The organism is Corynebacterium sp. HMSC06D04, from assembly GCF_001807315.1.
Taxonomy (GTDB): Bacteria; Actinomycetota; Actinomycetes; order Mycobacteriales; family Mycobacteriaceae; genus Corynebacterium; species Corynebacterium simulans.
The window spans coordinates 66226-81922 of the sequence record NZ_KV788523.1; the positions used below are offsets into that span (position 1 = coordinate 66226).

14 protein-coding genes are annotated in these 15697 nt (G+C 61.4%); 10 read left to right on the forward strand and 4 right to left on the reverse strand.

The window, feature by feature from the left end; all coding sequences use genetic code 11:
- Window positions 1-234: 234 nt before the first annotated feature.
- Window positions 235-2256, reverse strand: a complete 2022-nt coding sequence (locus HMPREF3155_RS00555) for an OPT family oligopeptide transporter (protein ID WP_246817620.1) — start codon at window positions 2254-2256, stop codon at window positions 235-237.
- Window positions 2257-2440: 184 nt separating this feature from the next.
- On the opposite strand from HMPREF3155_RS00555, the gene HMPREF3155_RS00560 reads away from it, so the two are divergent.
- From HMPREF3155_RS00560 to HMPREF3155_RS00595, 8 genes are all read left to right on the forward strand, one after another.
- Window positions 2441-3823 carry a dipeptidase gene (locus HMPREF3155_RS00560; RefSeq protein WP_070432336.1) on the forward strand — a complete coding sequence of 461 codons (1383 nt, stop codon included), beginning with the start codon at window positions 2441-2443 and terminating at the stop codon, window positions 3821-3823.
- A 377-nt stretch (window positions 3824-4200) separates the two neighbouring features.
- Window positions 4201-7146, forward strand: a complete 2946-nt coding sequence (locus HMPREF3155_RS00565) for a Na+/H+ antiporter subunit A (protein WP_070432319.1) — start codon at window positions 4201-4203, stop codon at window positions 7144-7146.
- A 2-nt stretch (window positions 7147-7148) separates the two neighbouring features.
- Window positions 7149-7649, forward strand: a complete 501-nt coding sequence (locus tag HMPREF3155_RS00570) for a Na(+)/H(+) antiporter subunit C (protein WP_070432320.1) — start codon at window positions 7149-7151, stop codon at window positions 7647-7649.
- Complete coding sequence (locus HMPREF3155_RS00575) at window positions 7642-9414, forward strand: Na+/H+ antiporter subunit D (RefSeq protein WP_062043228.1); 1773 nt, start codon at window positions 7642-7644, stop codon at window positions 9412-9414. Before HMPREF3155_RS00570 ends, HMPREF3155_RS00575 begins: the two co-directional genes overlap by 8 nt.
- Window positions 9414-9932: a Na+/H+ antiporter subunit E gene (locus tag HMPREF3155_RS00580; protein WP_061924786.1), complete on the forward strand. Its 519-nt coding sequence runs from the start codon at window positions 9414-9416 to the stop codon at window positions 9930-9932. The genes HMPREF3155_RS00575 and HMPREF3155_RS00580 overlap by 1 nt, the downstream gene beginning before the upstream one ends.
- Window positions 9932-10204: a monovalent cation/H+ antiporter complex subunit F gene (locus HMPREF3155_RS00585; RefSeq protein ID WP_061924789.1), complete on the forward strand. Its 273-nt coding sequence runs from the start codon at window positions 9932-9934 to the stop codon at window positions 10202-10204. The genes HMPREF3155_RS00580 and HMPREF3155_RS00585 overlap by 1 nt, the downstream gene beginning before the upstream one ends.
- Window positions 10204-10584: a monovalent cation/H(+) antiporter subunit G gene (locus HMPREF3155_RS00590; RefSeq protein WP_061924793.1), complete on the forward strand. Its 381-nt coding sequence runs from the start codon at window positions 10204-10206 to the stop codon at window positions 10582-10584. Before HMPREF3155_RS00585 ends, HMPREF3155_RS00590 begins: the two co-directional genes overlap by 1 nt.
- Before the next feature lie 19 nt (window positions 10585-10603).
- Window positions 10604-11890, forward strand: a complete 1287-nt coding sequence (locus tag HMPREF3155_RS00595) for a glycosyltransferase 87 family protein (RefSeq protein ID WP_083281213.1) — start codon at window positions 10604-10606, stop codon at window positions 11888-11890.
- A 17-nt stretch (window positions 11891-11907) separates the two neighbouring features.
- Here HMPREF3155_RS00595 and HMPREF3155_RS00600 read toward each other — a convergent pair whose 3' ends face one another.
- The 3 genes from HMPREF3155_RS00600 to HMPREF3155_RS00610 all read right to left on the reverse strand — a co-directional run bounded on the left by HMPREF3155_RS00600 (window position 11908) and on the right by HMPREF3155_RS00610 (window position 14209).
- Window positions 11908-13044 (reverse strand): glutamate--cysteine ligase, encoded by a 1137-nt coding sequence (locus HMPREF3155_RS00600; protein ID WP_070432321.1) that lies wholly within the window; start codon window positions 13042-13044, stop codon window positions 11908-11910.
- A 107-nt stretch (window positions 13045-13151) separates the two neighbouring features.
- On the reverse strand, window positions 13152-13928 hold the full coding sequence (locus tag HMPREF3155_RS00605) for a LytR C-terminal domain-containing protein (RefSeq protein WP_070432322.1): 777 nt from the start codon (window positions 13926-13928) through the stop codon (window positions 13152-13154).
- Between the two features lie 17 nt (window positions 13929-13945).
- Window positions 13946-14209, reverse strand: a complete 264-nt coding sequence (locus HMPREF3155_RS00610) for a DUF3263 domain-containing protein (protein ID WP_070432337.1) — start codon at window positions 14207-14209, stop codon at window positions 13946-13948.
- 16 nt (window positions 14210-14225) lie between these two features.
- On the opposite strand from HMPREF3155_RS00610, the gene HMPREF3155_RS00615 reads away from it, so the two are divergent.
- Both HMPREF3155_RS00615 and HMPREF3155_RS00620 read left to right on the forward strand, forming a co-directional pair.
- Window positions 14226-14852 (forward strand): peptide deformylase, encoded by a 627-nt coding sequence (locus HMPREF3155_RS00615; RefSeq protein ID WP_061924803.1) that lies wholly within the window; start codon window positions 14226-14228, stop codon window positions 14850-14852.
- Between the two features lie 32 nt (window positions 14853-14884).
- Window positions 14885-15694 carry a GNAT family N-acetyltransferase, cg3035/Rv0428c family gene (locus HMPREF3155_RS00620; protein ID WP_061924807.1) on the forward strand — a complete coding sequence of 270 codons (810 nt, stop codon included), beginning with the start codon at window positions 14885-14887 and terminating at the stop codon, window positions 15692-15694.
- Window positions 15695-15697: the final 3 nt, after the last annotated feature.

The following is a 15697-nucleotide window of genomic DNA, read 5'->3' on the forward strand; positions in this document are numbered from 1 at the left end:
CCCGCGACGGCACGGCTGGTGAGTGTTAACCAGCCTCAACCACATAGATGAGATTTTCTGGCACTTACCCGGTGGGAGTGCTAGCGACCATTCTGGCACTCGACCACTACGAGTGCAAGGAAAGACACGAACGCCCTCCGGTACGTTCGCTGTGAGCGTTCCAGAGGGAGTTCGTGTCAGAAATTAAGTTACGGAGTTTGCGGAGTCTCCTGGGTTCTTCGCGTTTTCGCGGTTCTACTCGGCCTTCTTCACCTTCTTGGCGGTCCAACGGTAAATAAAGCCCAGCACTGCGATGAACAGGATGAGGCCGAAGACGTTGGCGGAGGTGCCACCTTCGAAGATCTCCAGCGGGGACTCGCCGCCGGCTGCCGCGATGATGGCGGCATTGACCACGCCGAACAGAGACTCACCAACGATGAGGCCGGTTGCCAGCAAGGTACCCATGCGCTTGGAGAAGTCCGGATTAGCCTGCCTTGCCGCCCACTTATCGTAGAAGTAACCCAGGATTGCGCCAATCGGGATGATGATGGTCAGCGCGGCCGGAAGATACATGCCCATGCCCACTGCCAGCGGGGACAGGGAGAACTTCTTGGTGGTCTTACGCAGAACCTCATCAATAACAATGAGAACCGCGCCGATGACGGCACCGGTGAAGATAAGGTTCCAATCCAGGGAGTTATCGAAAATGCCCGATGCCACCGAAGACATCAGCGCAGCTTGCGGGGCAGCGAGAGCGTCCTCGCCCGCGCCTTCCATGCCTTGGAAGCCGAAGCCGTCGAGCATGATCTGCAGAATCGGTGGAATGACAACGGAGCCGAAGAGGACGCCAATAATTAGCGCAACCTGCTGCTTCCACGGTGTCGCGCCAACGAGCTGACCGGTCTTCAGGTCCTGCAGGTTGTCATTCGAAATCGTGGCGATACCGAAGACGATCGCCGCGGTGAAGAGGGTATAAGCCACCAGCGAAAGCGGGTCCGCGCTGCTGCCGCGAGTTACCGCGGCAATCAGCAGCGAGGCAGCCAGCACGGCGATGATGCCAACGGAAGAAATCGGCGAGTTAGACGCACCAATCAGGCCGGCCATGTAGCCGCACACGGAAGCGACGATGAGGCCAACCAGCAAGGTAAACAGCACCGAGACTGTAATCAGCACGACCATGTGCTCGTGGATATCGGTGCCGCGTACGAAGTCCCATAGCAGTAGCGCAATCGGAACCATCAAGATGACGATGGTGCCAAGCACGTACGGGAACGGGATGTCACGCTCGGAGACGTCGACGGTGTGGCCTTCCTTGCGCTTGCGGGAGGAAGCCAGAGACTCAGAAATGCCCTTGATGATCGGGCCGGTGATCTTGATCAGCGTCCAGATCGCGGCGATGGCCATGGCACCAACACCGATGAAGCGGATCTCGCCGGAGAAAACGGAATCGACGGTATCAGCCAGCGCAGTGGCGTCTAGGCCAGAGACGTCGCCCGCAGTGTGCATCGGCAGCAGGAAGAAATAGGAAATGATGACGCCGATGAGCATGGCAAAGCCGACGGCCGGGCCAACGAGGTGGCCCACACCGATGAGAGCCAGCGACAGCGAAGTACCCAAGGTGGTGGCACCAGAACCCAGCTTGAAGTAGGTCGAGACTGAGGAGGCTGCAGCCTTCATCGCAGCCAACAGCGCCATCACCGCGGAGATAACGCCGCCAACCAAGATGACGCGCAAGCCCTGGGCGTTTTCTTCCGCAGCGGCTTCCGACGCACCGTTACTATCGCCTACCTTGAGAACCTCAGCGGCGGCAACGCCCTCCGGGTAGGGCAGGTCAGAGCTGGTAATCAGCGCGCGGCGCAGCGGGATCGAGTACATTACGCCGAGCACGCCACCGATGGCGCAGACAGCTGCGGTCTCCCAGAAGCTAAATCCCTTCCAGTAGCCCACCATGACCAGGCCCGGCAGGACGAAGATGATGGCAGAAAGAGTGCCGGCCGCAGAAGCGATGGTCTGCACAATGTTGTTTTCTTTGACATTGTGCCCGGCAAAGCGACGCAGCACAGCCATAGAAATAACGGCTGCCGGAATCGAGGTGGCGAAGGTCAGGCCGACCTTGAGGCCGAGATAGACGTTGGCTGCGGTAAAGACCAACGTGATGAGTCCGCCGATTAGGATGCCGCGCAGCGTCAGCTCGCGCAAAGAACTTGCATCATTGTCTGTTGCCCCTGGTGAGTGGGACGCAGAAGCGGGGGAAGCCTGGACGGCGTCGTGTGCCATGCCGAGACCTTTCTAACGAGAAACCAATGTGAAGGTATGTGTATTTAATTATGGGAATTAAATATTCTTAGAACTCTAGTTCACCCGGGCACGATCTCAAACGTTCAGGCAATACTAATTTTCGGACAGGTTCTCCAAACGGCACCTGGCGTGCGTGTCCAACCCTGCGAGTATGTTGGACAACATGACTGCTATTTCTGACTACATCGCAAATGATCGCGCGAATATCTTCGCGCAGCTCAAAGAACTCGTTTCTTTCAACTCCGTACACAACGAGCCGGGCCTCGAGGAAGAAGCCCAGAAGGCAGCGCAGTGGGTTGAAAAGACCCTTACTGACGCCGGCGTCAAGGTCGAGGCGGTGAATACTGCGGACGGTTCTACCGCGCTCGTTGGCAAGCGCGCCGGCAAAGAGGGTGCCAAGACCGTCCTGCTTTACTCCCACTACGACGTAGTCCCGGTCGGCCCACGCGAGTCATGGGAATCTGACCCGCTGACCCTGACCGAGCGCACTGCACCTTCCGGCGATACTCGCTGGTATGGCCGCGGCGCGGCAGACTGCAAGGGCAACATCGCCATGCACCTGGCCGCCCTGCGCGCTATCGATGCAAACGGTGGCACCGACCTCAACCTGACCTTCCTCATCGAGGGTTCTGAGGAACGCGGCGGCGAGGGCCTGTCCGCACTCATCGAGGAGCGCCCGGAGCTTTTCGCTGCCGACGCCATCCTCATCGCCGATGCCGGCAACGCCAAGGCTGGCCAGCCCACGCTGACCACCTCCCTGCGCGGCGGCGCGCAGATTTATGTCCAGGTAGACACCCTCGAATCCGGCGTACACTCCGGCCAGTTCGGCGGCGCCGCTCCGGATGCCGTTAAGGCGCTGATGCGCGCACTCGATTCCCTGAGCGACGAGCACGGCCGCACCACTATCGACGGCGTCGATTGCGCCGGCACCTGGCCGCTGGCTGAGGGCCAGACCACCGCTTATAAGCCGGAAGATTTCCGTACCGACGCGCAGATGCTTGAGGGCACCGAAATCATGGGCTCACAAGATCCGGCCGGCGCCACCGAAATCGCCGACATGATCTGGGCTCGCCCGGCCGTGACCGTCACCGGCTTTACCTCTACCCCGGTTGCCGAAGCCGTCAATGCCGTTCCAGCTACCGCCGCTGCAAAACTGAACCTGCGCACCCCGGCCACCATGGATCCGCGCGCCACCGCCGAGGCAGTTGCCGAGCACCTGAAGAACCACGTTCCGTGGGGCGCTCACATCAAGGTCGACATTCTGGAGGCCAACCGCGGTTTCGAGACCGATCCTGCAAAGCCAGCCGCAGCGCTGCTCGGCGAGTGCCTAGCTGAGGCATACGGCACTGCGACCATCTCCCAGGGCATGGGTGGTTCCATCCCGCTGACCGTAGAGCTGCAGGAAAAGCACCCGAACGCGGAGATCGCACTTTTCGGAGTGGAGGATCCGCAGGCCACCATCCACTCGGCAAACGAGTCCGTCGATCCAAACGAGATCGAAAAGATCGCCACCGCCGAGGCTTATTTCCTCCAGCGCTTCGCCTAATCGCGCGGCAGACCGCACAGCAGGCGCTGTGACTGCCTTGAGCTCATGGGGCTATTGAGGCTGTATTCAGCCAAAATAGCCCCATATAATACTGTCTAATTAAAAACCTGTGACTTTTGCCGGTTATGCCGGTATAGTGGCCGTATTGGCTGCGCCAAATGTGACACGCCCCCTACTTTCTTTTGAGGCAGGGCGTTGACGCTGCCAGCGGCACCCCTCTAGTGGGGTTTCCTTTTCACAGTGGTTCATCAACCAGGCCTTTTCGGTGGCCTAGATGTCTTCATCGGCGCATGCTCGATTTCGTGTACATATAACGTCGCACGTGCGCCTAAAAATGCTCGCGCGTCTCCATCTTGCAAAGGAGATCCGGCTTAACTGTGATAGCAGTGCTGAGTGCTCTAATACTGGCCACAGTCCTCGCCCCATTTTTGATCTATTACTTGGGCAGGCCTGCCTTCGGCATTCTTGCCATCGCCCCAGGCGCTGGCTTTTTCTGGGTACTCAGCCAGCTGACAAACTCCACGTTCAATGACGGCAACTCGCTGCAGTACAACCTGAAATGGATGCCGGACGCCAACCTCAACATCACCCTGCGGATGGATGGGCTATCGGCGCTATTTAGCCTCATCATCTTAGGTATGGGCGCGCTCGTGCTTTTGTACTGCTGGGGCTACTTCGACCAAACCCGGCGGCGCCTTGCGATGTTTGGCGCGCAGATGACTGCCTTTGCCACCGCCATGTTTGGCTTGGTGGTTTCAGACAACATCTTGATGATGTACGTCTTCTGGGAAATCACTTCCCTGCTTTCCTTCCTCCTCGTTAGCTACTACGGAGAACGAGCTTCCTCGAGGCGTGCGGCCCAGCAGGCATTGATGATCACCACCCTGGGCGGCCTGGCGATGCTCATGGGCATCATTTTGCTGGGCCGACAGACCGGCCAGTGGACCTTCAGCGCACTCGCAGATTTCGAGCAGATCACACAGACGCCTTATATCACGATCGCTATCGTCCTGATCCTGGCCGGTGCGATCAGCAAGTCCGCCATCGCCCCCGCCCATTTCTGGCTGCCCGGCGCCATGGCAGCGCCAACACCGGTTTCGGCCTACCTGCACTCCGCGGCAATGGTGAAGGCAGGCATCTACCTGGTCACCCGCCTCGCTCCCGAACTACACGAGGTCGCCACCTGGCATCTCGTCATTATTCCGCTGGGTCTATTCACCATGCTGTTGGGCGGCTGGATGGCCCTAAAGCAGCGCGATCTCAAGCTGATTCTGGCCTATGGCACCGTCTCCCAGCTCGGTTTTATCACCTCCATCGTGGCCATCGGCTCCCGGGAGGCGCTGCAAGCAGGCCTGGCACTGACCTTCGCGCACTCGCTGTTCAAGGCTGCTTTGTTCATGATCGTCGGCGCCATTGACCACGCCTCGGGTACGCGCGACATCGCCAAGCTTTCCGGCCTTGGCCGCGCTAAACCGGGACTGTATCTGCTGGCCATCATCCCCGCGCTGTCCATGGCTGGTATCCCACCACTGCTGGGATTCGTGGCCAAGGAGGCAACGCTGGAGGCCATCCTCCACGAGTCCCTCCTCGTGGGAATGCCGCGCAACATGCTGCTCGTCGGCGTCGTGGTGGGCTCTATGCTCACCATGGCTTATGCGCTGCGCTTCCTGTGGGGCGCCTTCGCCGTAAAGAAGGATAAAGACGGCGAGCGTCTGGGCACCTCCGAAGCCGTGGAAAACATGCATGCGCTCGCCCCGCTGCTGTGGATTCCGCCGGCAATCTTGACCGCGCTGACCATCTTCTTGGGCCTGCAGCCAAGCCCGCTTTCCCTCGGCATCAACCAGCATCTGGACAATCTCTTCGGCCACCACGAGCACACCCATCTGGCGCTGTGGCACGGCATCACCATTCCGCTGGGCCTGTCGCTGCTCATCGTGGTGGTGGGCATCGTCGTGCACTGGCAGCGCAATGTGGTGGCCAAGTGGCAGTTCCAGTACCCGGCGCTGGGCTCAGCCGACGCCGCCTACGATTCCGTGCTCCAGGCACTGCGCACCCTCTCGCTGCGCACCACCGCCTCCACCCAGCGCGGTTCGCTGCAAATGAACCTGTCCATCATCTTCGGCACGCTCATGATCCTGCCGGTCATCATGCTGATCCGCGGCGATCTGACCAACGTGCACATGGAAGTCGCGGAAAACCCATGGCAGGTAGTCGCCGCCGTCATCATCATGATCGCGGCAATTGCGGCGACGGTGACCGATAACCGCCTCTCCGGCGTCATCATCGTCGGCGTGACCGGCTATGGTCTGTCCTTCATCTTCGCCCTGCACGGCGCACCGGATTTGGCACTAACCCAGCTGCTCGTGGAGACCATCATCATGGTGCTGTTCATGCTGGTGCTGCGCCGCATGCCGGCAAACACCGATTGGAAGCAAGACCCCAAGGTCTCGCGCCTGCGCGCCTGGCTTGCCGTTGGCGTTGGCCTTAGCGTGACCTTGGTGGGCATGTTTTCCATCAATGCCCGCCGCAGCGAGTCCATCTCCAGCTTCATGCCGGAGCTGGCCAAGGAAATCGGCCACGGCGCAAACACCGTCAACGTGCTGCTGGTGGACCTGCGTGCGTGGGATACCTTCGGCGAGATCACCGTCCTGGTCATCGCGGCCACCGGCATCGCCTCGCTGATCTACCGCACCCAGTCCTTTACCCGCTCCTCGCGGCGTCCTACGCTGCGCGTGACCGGGCGTCGCTGGCTGGCAGCCGGTGCGGAATCCGAGCAGGCGCTGAACCGTTCGCTCATGGTGGACGTCACCACGCGCTTGCTCTTCCCCTCAATGATTGCACTTTCGCTCTACTTCTACTTTTCCGGCCACAACGCGCCGGGCGGCGGCTTCGCCGGTGGCCTGGTGGCCGCGCTCGCGCTCATCCTGCGCTATCTCGCCGGCGGCCGCGCAGAGCTCGATGAGGCACTGCCAATCGACGGCGGGCGCACCATGGGCACCGGCCTGCTGATTTCGATCGCCTCGGTGGTAGTCCCCTTTGCCTTCGGCCATCCGCCGCTGACCACCGGCTACACCAAGCTGCCGGTGCCGCTGGTGGGCGATGTCTCACTACCTTCGGCCTTGGTCTTCGACGCCGGCGTCTACCTCATCGTCGTGGGGCTCACGCTCTACATCCTGAACTCGCTGGGCGCCAAGCTCGACGAGGAAGAGGACATGCGTAAGCAGCGCGCCCGCGACCGCGCCCGCTCCCTCGCGCGCCGCCAGCGCAACCGCGCCACGGCGCAATCCGCAAGCCGAACAATGACCTCCGGAAAGGAGAAATAAACATGGAAGCAAACCTGTTCCTTCTCCTCGCCGCGGGCGTGCTGTGCGGTACCGGCGTCTACCTCATGCTGGACCGCGTGATGACCAAGATGCTGCTGGGCATTTTGCTGCTCGGTAACGGCGCTAACCTGCTCATGCTGCAGGCCGGCGGCAAGGCGGGTTCGCCGCCTATCGACGGCCGCGAGACCGCCCAGTATGGCGATCAAATCGCCGATCCCTTGGCCCAAGGCATGATTCTGACGGCCATCGTCATTTCCATGGCACTGACCGGCTTCATCCTGACCCTGGCCTACCGCCAGTACCGCTACCGCACCGCCGACGTCATTGAGGATGACGCGGAAGATACCGCGATTGCAGCGATGGCCACCCGCCCTGGCAACGCCGCGGCGGCACCGGACCACGATGCTTCCAATGACCCAACCACCGGCCGCGCCACCAAGCAGGGCGACGCCTTTGGCCCCAACTTTTTCGAAGAGCCAGTAAAGGAGGCAAACGATGACTGAGACGCTGCTTCCGCTGGTTAACTTCCTGCTGCCCTATACCGGCTTCCTCATCCCCATGCCGGTGATAATCCCGGCACTGGCTGCGGCCCTGACCATGCTGTGCGCGCGCTTTACCGGCGTGCAGCGCCAGATCGCATTCTTCTCGCTGCTGTTGCTCGCCGCCGCGAACGCGCTACTGATCTTCATCGCCGATACGGCCGGCATTCAAACGCTCCAGGTGGGCGGCTGGGACGCGCCGGTGGGCATCACGCTGGTGGCTGACCGCCTTTCCGCCGTGATGCTGTTTACCTCGTCCGTAGTGCTGTTTTCGGTGATGTGGTACGCCATCTCGCAGGGTATTCGCGACGGTTCCAAGGACGAGCCGGTGGCGGTCTTCCTGCCCACGTACATGCTGCTGACCATGGGCGTGAACGTGTCCTTTTTGGCAGGTGATCTCTTCAACCTCTACGTCGGCTTTGAGATCTTCCTCGTGGCTTCCTACGTGCTGCTGACGCTGGGCGCTTCCCCGGCGCGCGTGCGCGCGGGCGTGGGCTATGTGATGGTCTCGATGGCTTCCTCGCTGATATTCGTGCTGGCGCTGGGCTATATCTACGCCGCGGTCGGCACCATGAACATGGCGCAGATCGGGATGCGCATGGAGGAAATCCCGGCCGGTACCCGCACCGCTATTTTCTCGGTGCTGCTCATCGCCTTCGGCATCAAAGCCGCCGTCTTCCCGCTGGAGGCGTGGCTGCCGGACTCCTACCCCACCGCACCTTCGCTGGTGACGGCAGTCTTCGCGGGCTTGCTCACCAAGGTCGGCGTCTACGCGATTATCCGCGCCCGCACCTCTATCTTCACCGCTGGCGGGCTGGACCAGCTGCTCATGTGGGTTGCCCTCGCCACGATGCTGGTGGGTATCTTGGGCGCCATCGCGCAGTCCGACATCAAGCGTCTTTTGTCATTTACCTTGGTCAGCCACATCGGCTACATGATTTTCGGCGTCTCGCTGGGCACTGCCGAGGGCCTGTCCGGCGCCATCTTCTACGCCGTGCACCACATTCTGGTCCAGACCGCACTGTTCCTGGTGGTCGGCCTCATCGAGCGCCAGGCCGGCACCTCTTCCCTGCGGCGCCTGGGCTCGCTGATTTATACCGCTCCGCTCATCGCCATCTTGTATTTCATTCCGGCGATGAACCTGGGCGGCATCCCGCCATTTTCCGGATTCCTAGGCAAGGTCATCCTCCTGCAGGCCGGCGCCAACGAGGGTTCCTGGCAGGCCTGGGTGGTCATCGGCGGTGCCGTAGTGACCTCCCTGCTTACCCTCTACGTCATGGTTTTGGTCTGGTCCAAGGGCTTCCTGCGTGACCGCGCCGACGCCCCGGAAGGCAACATCGTGATGGCGCATCCATCGCCGCTTTCCGACGTCACGGATGTCGTCGAATTCGACGAGCGCCAAGACGTCGGCCGCGTGCCCTTTGGCATGCTGGCTTCCACCTGCCTGCTGGTGCTGGCCTCGGTGTCCATCACCTTCCTGGCCGGCCCGATCTCCGGCGTGACCAGCCGCGCCGCCGAGTCTGCGCAGGATGATTCCATCTACCGCTACGCGGTCCTGGGCGATAACGCAGATAACCCCACCCGGCACAAGAACCAGAAGGATCGCTACACCAACGAGCAGGATTCTTTTGAAGTACGCCGTGGGCCCATCAAGGACCCAGCTCCGGCGGTAGAAACTGCGCCTCAGGAACAGCCCAAATCACAACCCACCGAAAGCGAGGCGAAGTAATGAAATTTGCTGGACTCCGCCACCGCTTCCGCCCCTGGTTCATCGCGTGGATCACCGCCATGTGGTGCCTACTCATGGGCGAGGTCACCGTAGCCAACCTAGTTGGCGGACTACTGGTGGGCCTGTTCGTGGTGCTTGCGCTGCCACTGCCTGCCATGCCGATTGCCGAGCTGAAGGTCTCCTGGGGCAAGCTAGCCTTATTCATGGTGGGCTGGACCATCGACCTATTCCACGCCTCGTTCAAGGTGGCCTGGCTGGCGGTGCGCCCGCAAGATCCACCGAAGACGGCCATCCTCGAGCTGCCGATGCGCCTGGACAGCGAGTTTATCTTGTCTCTGGCGGTTAGCCTGTACAACCTGCAGCCAGGCGGCACGGTAACCGACATCGACATCGCCAACCGCATGCTGACCATCCACGTCCTGGACGCGGCGTCGGAAGCCGCTTTAGAGCGCGAAATCGCGAACGTCGCGGGGCTCGAAGCAAGCATGATTGAGATTTTTGAAAGGAGCCACCCCTAATGGATCCCCAGCTTTATGACATTCTTCTGGGCGTTGCCGCCGGCATCTTGGTCGTGGCCTTCCTGATTACCACTTGGCGGATTATCACCGGCCCGAATTCGCTGGACCGCCTGGTGGGCATGGACGGGTTCGTGGCCATGTTCCAATGCGCGATGGCCGCCTATATTTGTTGGACGCTGAACACCTCGGTGGTCTCCGCGATGTTGGTCGTGGCCCTTTTGGGATTTATCTCCACCGTGTCTGTCACCAGATTCCGAAAGAGGGATGCCTAGTGAGCTATCACCTTTTCGCCGACATCATCTCGATCATCTTGATCCTCGCCGGTGCGCTTTTGGTGCTGGCAGCCGCAATCGGCGTCGCGCGCTTTCCCGACACCATGTCGCGCGTGCATGCCATTTCTAAGCCGCAAACGACAGGTCTCATCTTGAGCATCCTGGGTGCATTCTTCCGCGTCACCGGCGCAGATTCCTTCGGCCCGGCAGAGCGTGGTGATCTGGGAATCCTGTTGTTGCTGGTACTGTTTGCCATGATTACGAGTCCCGTTACGGCGCAGCGCACTTCCCGAATCGCGCGCCGTGAGGGCCTCTACGGGTCGCCGGAACTGATGTCCCGAAACGACAAACCAGCAACCCGTGCTTTGCGTAAAAAATAACCTTTGAAGGGAACAGCAGGTGAAAAAGCTCTACGGCTTGCCCACGTTGGCTACTGTCCTGACGGCCTTCGCCGCCTTCGTGATTTACCGCTTCAACGTCTCGGATGAGCGCGGGCGCGCCTTCTTTGGCAGGATTCCTTTCGACCTGAAGATCTACCAGCTCGCCGGCGCCGACGTGAAGGCGGGCGGCGATCTTTACGACGCCCCGTATATCCACAACTTTCCTTTCACCTACCCGCCGTTTGCAGGCTGGTTCTTCGAGTGGATGGCTGGTTTTTCCGACCATGGCCTGATGGTGACTTGGCAGTGGATCACGGGCATCGCTCTTTTCGCCGTTATCATGCTGGTCATCCGCGAGCGTGGCTACAAGATGGGCCCAGCCTCTTGGTTCGTAGGCCTCGCGCTGCTTATAAGCAGCTTGGCTACTGATCCGGTAAACGGCACCTTCTTCTATGGCCAGATCAACATCCTTTTGATGTTCCTGGTCTCCCTCGACCTGCTACCGCGTAAGTTGCGCCTGCCTGGCATCGGCATCGGCCTTGCCGCTGGCATGAAGCTAACGCCTGCTTTCATGGGCCTGGTTTTGTTATTCCAGAAGCGCTGGTGGTCCGCCTTCGCTTGCGTGTTTACCTTCTTCTTTACCGTCTACGTGGGAGTGCGGACGATCCCCGATGCCTGGGATTTCTGGACGGATAAGATGTTCAATTCTGATCGCGTGGGCAACCTGGACCACCCCGGCGCGAAGTCATTGCGCTCGATCATCGCGCGTCTCAACGGCGAAGAGAACACCGCGCTGTGGGTCCTGGCCGTGGTCATCGTGGTGATGGTGACCATGCTGGCGCTGCGCACCGCCTGGATCAATAGGAATTCCTCCGCCGCGCTGGCGCTGGCGGGCTTGGCCACCTGCTTGGTCTCGCCTTTTTCCTGGTACCACCACTTCGTCTGGGTAGTACCGCTCGGCGTATGGGTGATGCTGGCGGTCAATGAGGCCGTCGGCAAGCGTCTGCCCTCCTTCTGGGGTGCGCAGCTGGCGGGCCTGGCATCCTTCGTGGCGTTGCTGCTCGTGGAGCTGCCCTTCGTCTCCCCACCGGTGTGGCGCTTGATGTCCTCCCATGGCCTAGAGGCCATGGAGAACCTGCATCCGTGGGCATGGCTGCTGTGGCCTTTTGCATGCTTCCTCTACATCGCGGTTTATGGCATTTGGGGGTGCTTCCCGCACGGCAAGCCATCCGGCAAGCATGCCGCACGCCAGAGTAACGTGGCGGACTACCCCACCGACGTGCGCATTCCGGTAGTGCGCAAGTAGGCCGAGCCTTGAGGGGCCTAGAGCGGACGGAGGCTATCCATCTCCTTACTCGTGGCCTCCACGACCTTCTGCCAGCTGCCGGTCTCCTCGTAGAGGCGGCGCTGGCGTTCATAGCCGGCCCCGCGCTCGATGATTTCGTGGATGAGCTGCAGCTCGGCCTCGCAGCCCAGCTCGCGAGCCAGAGGAGTTAGCTCCTCGACCAAGTCAACCAACTCGTCTTTGACCCAGCGTTCATCCGTGGCGCGAGAGGTAATCACCAAGGCGTCCATGCCATAGCGGGCGGCGCGCCACTTATTCTCAGCCACGTGCCACGGCTGCAGCGTGGGCAGCTCCTGATCTGTATCAAGCATGCGGTCATAGTGGACCACCAAGCAATGCGTGAGCGCGACGATGGCCGAAAGTTCGCGGAGATTAGATGAGGCATCCGAGATCCGCACCTCGATGGTGCCCCACTTTGCCGCCGGGCGAATATCGAAGTGCATCGAGCCGGTGTGGTTGATAACGCCGGAGATGGCTTGATCCCGCATATAGTCCTGCCACTCGCGCCAATCCGCAAACTGATAAGGCATGCCGGCGGTGGGCAGCTGCTGATAGAGCATGGTGCGGTTGGAAGCATAACCAGTATCCATGCCCTCCCAGCCTGGCGAGCAGGCAGAGATTGCAAGCAGGTGCGGATACTTGGTCATCAGCGCATTGATGATGGGCCACACGCGGTCTTCGTGGCGGATACCCACGTGCACGTGGGTTCCCCACAGCAGCATCTGCTTGCCCCAGTACTGGGTGCGGTTGATGATTTCGGAGTAGCTTGCCTTATCCGAGACAGGGTTCTCGCGGTAGTCCGTGAAAGGGTGCCCGCCGGAGGCCCACAGGGCCACGCCCATTTCCCGGGCGGCGGCACGCACATGCTCTAGCTTGTGCGACAAATCCGCGATTGCTTCCGGCACCGTGTGGCAAATTCCGGTGACCAGTTCCACGGTGTTTTGGAGGAATTCCTTCTCCAGCTGGATTTCGGGCGTGGCCGCCTGCACGCGTTCAATCAGCTCGGCGCCGCGTGGGACCAGATCCCAAGAGTGCGGATCGACGAGGGCTACTTCCCATTCAACGCCCAAGGTGGGCCCGGCCGAACGGGTGAAGGATTCTTCCGGAATGTTCACCCTTGTGAGTCTATCCGCAGCAAGGTCCAGCTAGAGCATTTTCTTATGCATTAAATGCACGGTGGATTTTGTCTTTTATTCCACCGTGCATCTATCTTGCGAATCTTTTAGGCCTGCGGGATGGCCAGAACTGCAACGACTGCGTTGCCCTTGGTGAATTCAGCCTTGAGCTCTGCCGGGTACTCGGCGATGGCACCCTCCGGGATGGACTGCGCGCCGTAGAACTGCGCTGCGGTCTCGCGTGCGAGGCTCTCTGCGTCCTTATCGCCTGCCGGGAAGTAGACGGTGGTCTGCGGAACGGTGAGGATATCGCCGGCCAGGTTGCCCACCTCGCCGATCTTGAAGCCCTTCTCCTTCAGCTTGTCTGCCTGCTCTGCAGCGAAGTTCGCGCGGCCGGAGTTGTTGAATACGTTGACCGGGATGTCCTTGGCTGCGCGCTCGACGCCTGCGGCGCCCTCTGCCCCCGCAGCACCGGCAGCGGCACCGTCCTTGTTGGCTGCTTCACGGCCGGCTGCATCCTGGCCTTCCTTGGCAGGCTGTCCGGCTGCGTCTTGGCCAGCCTTGGCATCCTGCGTGCCCGGCGCGGCACTGCCGGCAGCACCCGGCTGCGCAGATGGGCTGCCCTGTGCGCCGGGCTCGCCCTCGGCGGGAGCAGGCAGCGTGGCGACGCCGGTGCTGCCGGTCTGGGCAGTATCGGTGGAGTCTTTGGAGGTCAGCGTGTACAGGCCCCACATGCCGAGCATGACAGCAACGGCAATGAGCACCATTGCGAAGCCGCGCAGCGGCAGGCCGCTAGACGAGCTGCGGTGCGCACCCGCCTTTGAGCCCTGTGAGCCCTGTGTGGAGGTGGATTCTGCTGCTTTATCTGAATTCACATTAGTCACAGCAGCAACCCTAGTCTCTAATTAGGGAGATCTGGTGCATCCTCCCGCGCGGCGCGCCGCGCCTCCTGACGGCCATCCCGCACGCGCCGCAAACGCGCAACCAGCACCGGATAGGCCTCGGCGGCAGCGGGGGCATCGAGAAGCACGTTCAAGCGCTGGTGATAACGCACCGGCGAGATATCCAGCTCCGCGCGAATGGCCTCTTCCTTAGGCCCGATACCGCGCGGGGCATGCGATTCGAACTCCAAAATGGCCGCGTCTAGGTCTGACAAGGATTGCATGCCTAAACTGTAGGGCATGACTATTCGCCCCATCGTTATCCACGGCGACCCGGTTCTGCACAATCCCACCGAGCCGGTCACTGAGCCCATCGACTCCCCAGAGCTGCAGCAGCTCATCGCCGACATGTACGAGACCATGGACGTCGCCCATGGCGTCGGCCTTGCCGCCAACCAGGTAGGAGTGAACAAGCGCCTGTTTGTCTACCACTGCCCTGACACCGACGGCCCAAACGGCAGCGCCAAGCAGCTTGGCGCTGGAGAAAGCGGCATGCGCAAGGGCTGCGTCATCAACCCGGTGCTGGAGACCTCCGAGATCCCCGAGGGCATGCCTGCCGACGACGGCTCCGAGGACGAAGGCTGCCTCTCCGTGCCCGGTGAGGGCTTCCCCACCGGCCGCGCCGACTGGGCCCGCGTTACAGGCAAGGACGAGCACGGCAACGACATTTCCATCGAAGGATATGGATTCTTCGCGCGCATGCTCCAGCACGAGACCGGCCACCTGGACGGCTACGTCTACACCGACGTGCTCACCGGCCGCTTCAAGCGCCAGGCCAAGAAGACCATCAAGCGCAACGGTTGGACCGAGGCCGGCTGGACCTGGATGCCAGGCGAGGACGAGGATCCCTTCGGCCACGGCGCGTAAATAGACTGCACCCCTAATCGCCCTTAATCGACATGAGCTATATCTTCCGTTCTGATGCCGTCAGCGTCGGCGACCGCGTGGTTGCCCGGCGCGAATTCGGCGGCACCCACTCCGATGTCATCGGCCATGTGCTGAGCACCTCACCGCTTGTCATCCGGCCGCAGGCGGTGGGTGGCTACCCTTCCGACTTGGAGGCGGTGGAAATCCCCGCCGAGCAGCTGAAGATCATCAAGAAGCTCTCGCCGCGCACGGTGCGCAACTCCGAAATCCGCGCCGTCGAGGTGGCAGCCGCGGCAGCGCGCGGCGGGACGAAAGTCTGGACCAATGATGGCCAATGGCTCATGCGCTTCGGCGAAGGCACCGATTCCGCCATTCCTCTGGGCCCCTCCGCAGGTTTCATGCCCGCGCCCATGGAAGAAATCGACGCCTTCTACGCCGAGCACAACCTGCCCACCCGCCTGGCCATCCCGGAGCGCATCGGCAAGGCGGCATTGCGCGTACTCGATAACGAGCCCGCGGCATGGCAGCTCGAGCCCGAGGTCCTCGTGTTTACCCGCTCCCTAGACACTGCGAGCGCCGAGCCGCACCTTGACTCCGCGCTTTTCGACGCCACGCTCAGCCAATCCGGCGACGAGCGCGTGTGGCTGGGAATCTCGCTGCTTGGAAACGCCACCCCCTCACAGCTGGAGGCGCTTTTGGCCTGGGGCAAAGCAAACGGTGCGGAGAATGCATTCGTGGAGGTGGAGGCGTCGGAAAGCGCAGCGTTGGCCCTGCTTAGTGAAGTCGGGTTTTTAGAACACCATCGCCGTGGGTATGCCGTGCGCAAAGGCGGTACCCTGTAGTCC

Coding starts and splice junctions, on each gene's coding strand:
- HMPREF3155_RS00610 (WP_070432337.1), bottom strand. CDS start 14,209: ATGCAATCCTTGTCAGACCTAGACGCGGCCATTTTGGAGTTCGAATCG.
- HMPREF3155_RS00560 (WP_070432336.1), top strand. CDS start 2,441: ATGACTGCTATTTCTGACTACATCGCAAATGATCGCGCGAATATCTTC.
- HMPREF3155_RS00585 (WP_061924789.1), top strand. CDS start 9,932: ATGGATCCCCAGCTTTATGACATTCTTCTGGGCGTTGCCGCCGGCATC.
- HMPREF3155_RS00555 (WP_246817620.1), bottom strand. CDS start 2,256: ATGGCACACGACGCCGTCCAGGCTTCCCCCGCTTCTGCGTCCCACTCA.
- HMPREF3155_RS00575 (WP_062043228.1), top strand. CDS start 7,642: ATGACTGAGACGCTGCTTCCGCTGGTTAACTTCCTGCTGCCCTATACC.
- HMPREF3155_RS00620 (WP_061924807.1), top strand. CDS start 14,885: ATGAGCTATATCTTCCGTTCTGATGCCGTCAGCGTCGGCGACCGCGTG.
- HMPREF3155_RS00580 (WP_061924786.1), top strand. CDS start 9,414: ATGAAATTTGCTGGACTCCGCCACCGCTTCCGCCCCTGGTTCATCGCG.
- HMPREF3155_RS00570 (WP_070432320.1), top strand. CDS start 7,149: ATGGAAGCAAACCTGTTCCTTCTCCTCGCCGCGGGCGTGCTGTGCGGT.
- HMPREF3155_RS00615 (WP_061924803.1), top strand. CDS start 14,226: ATGACTATTCGCCCCATCGTTATCCACGGCGACCCGGTTCTGCACAAT.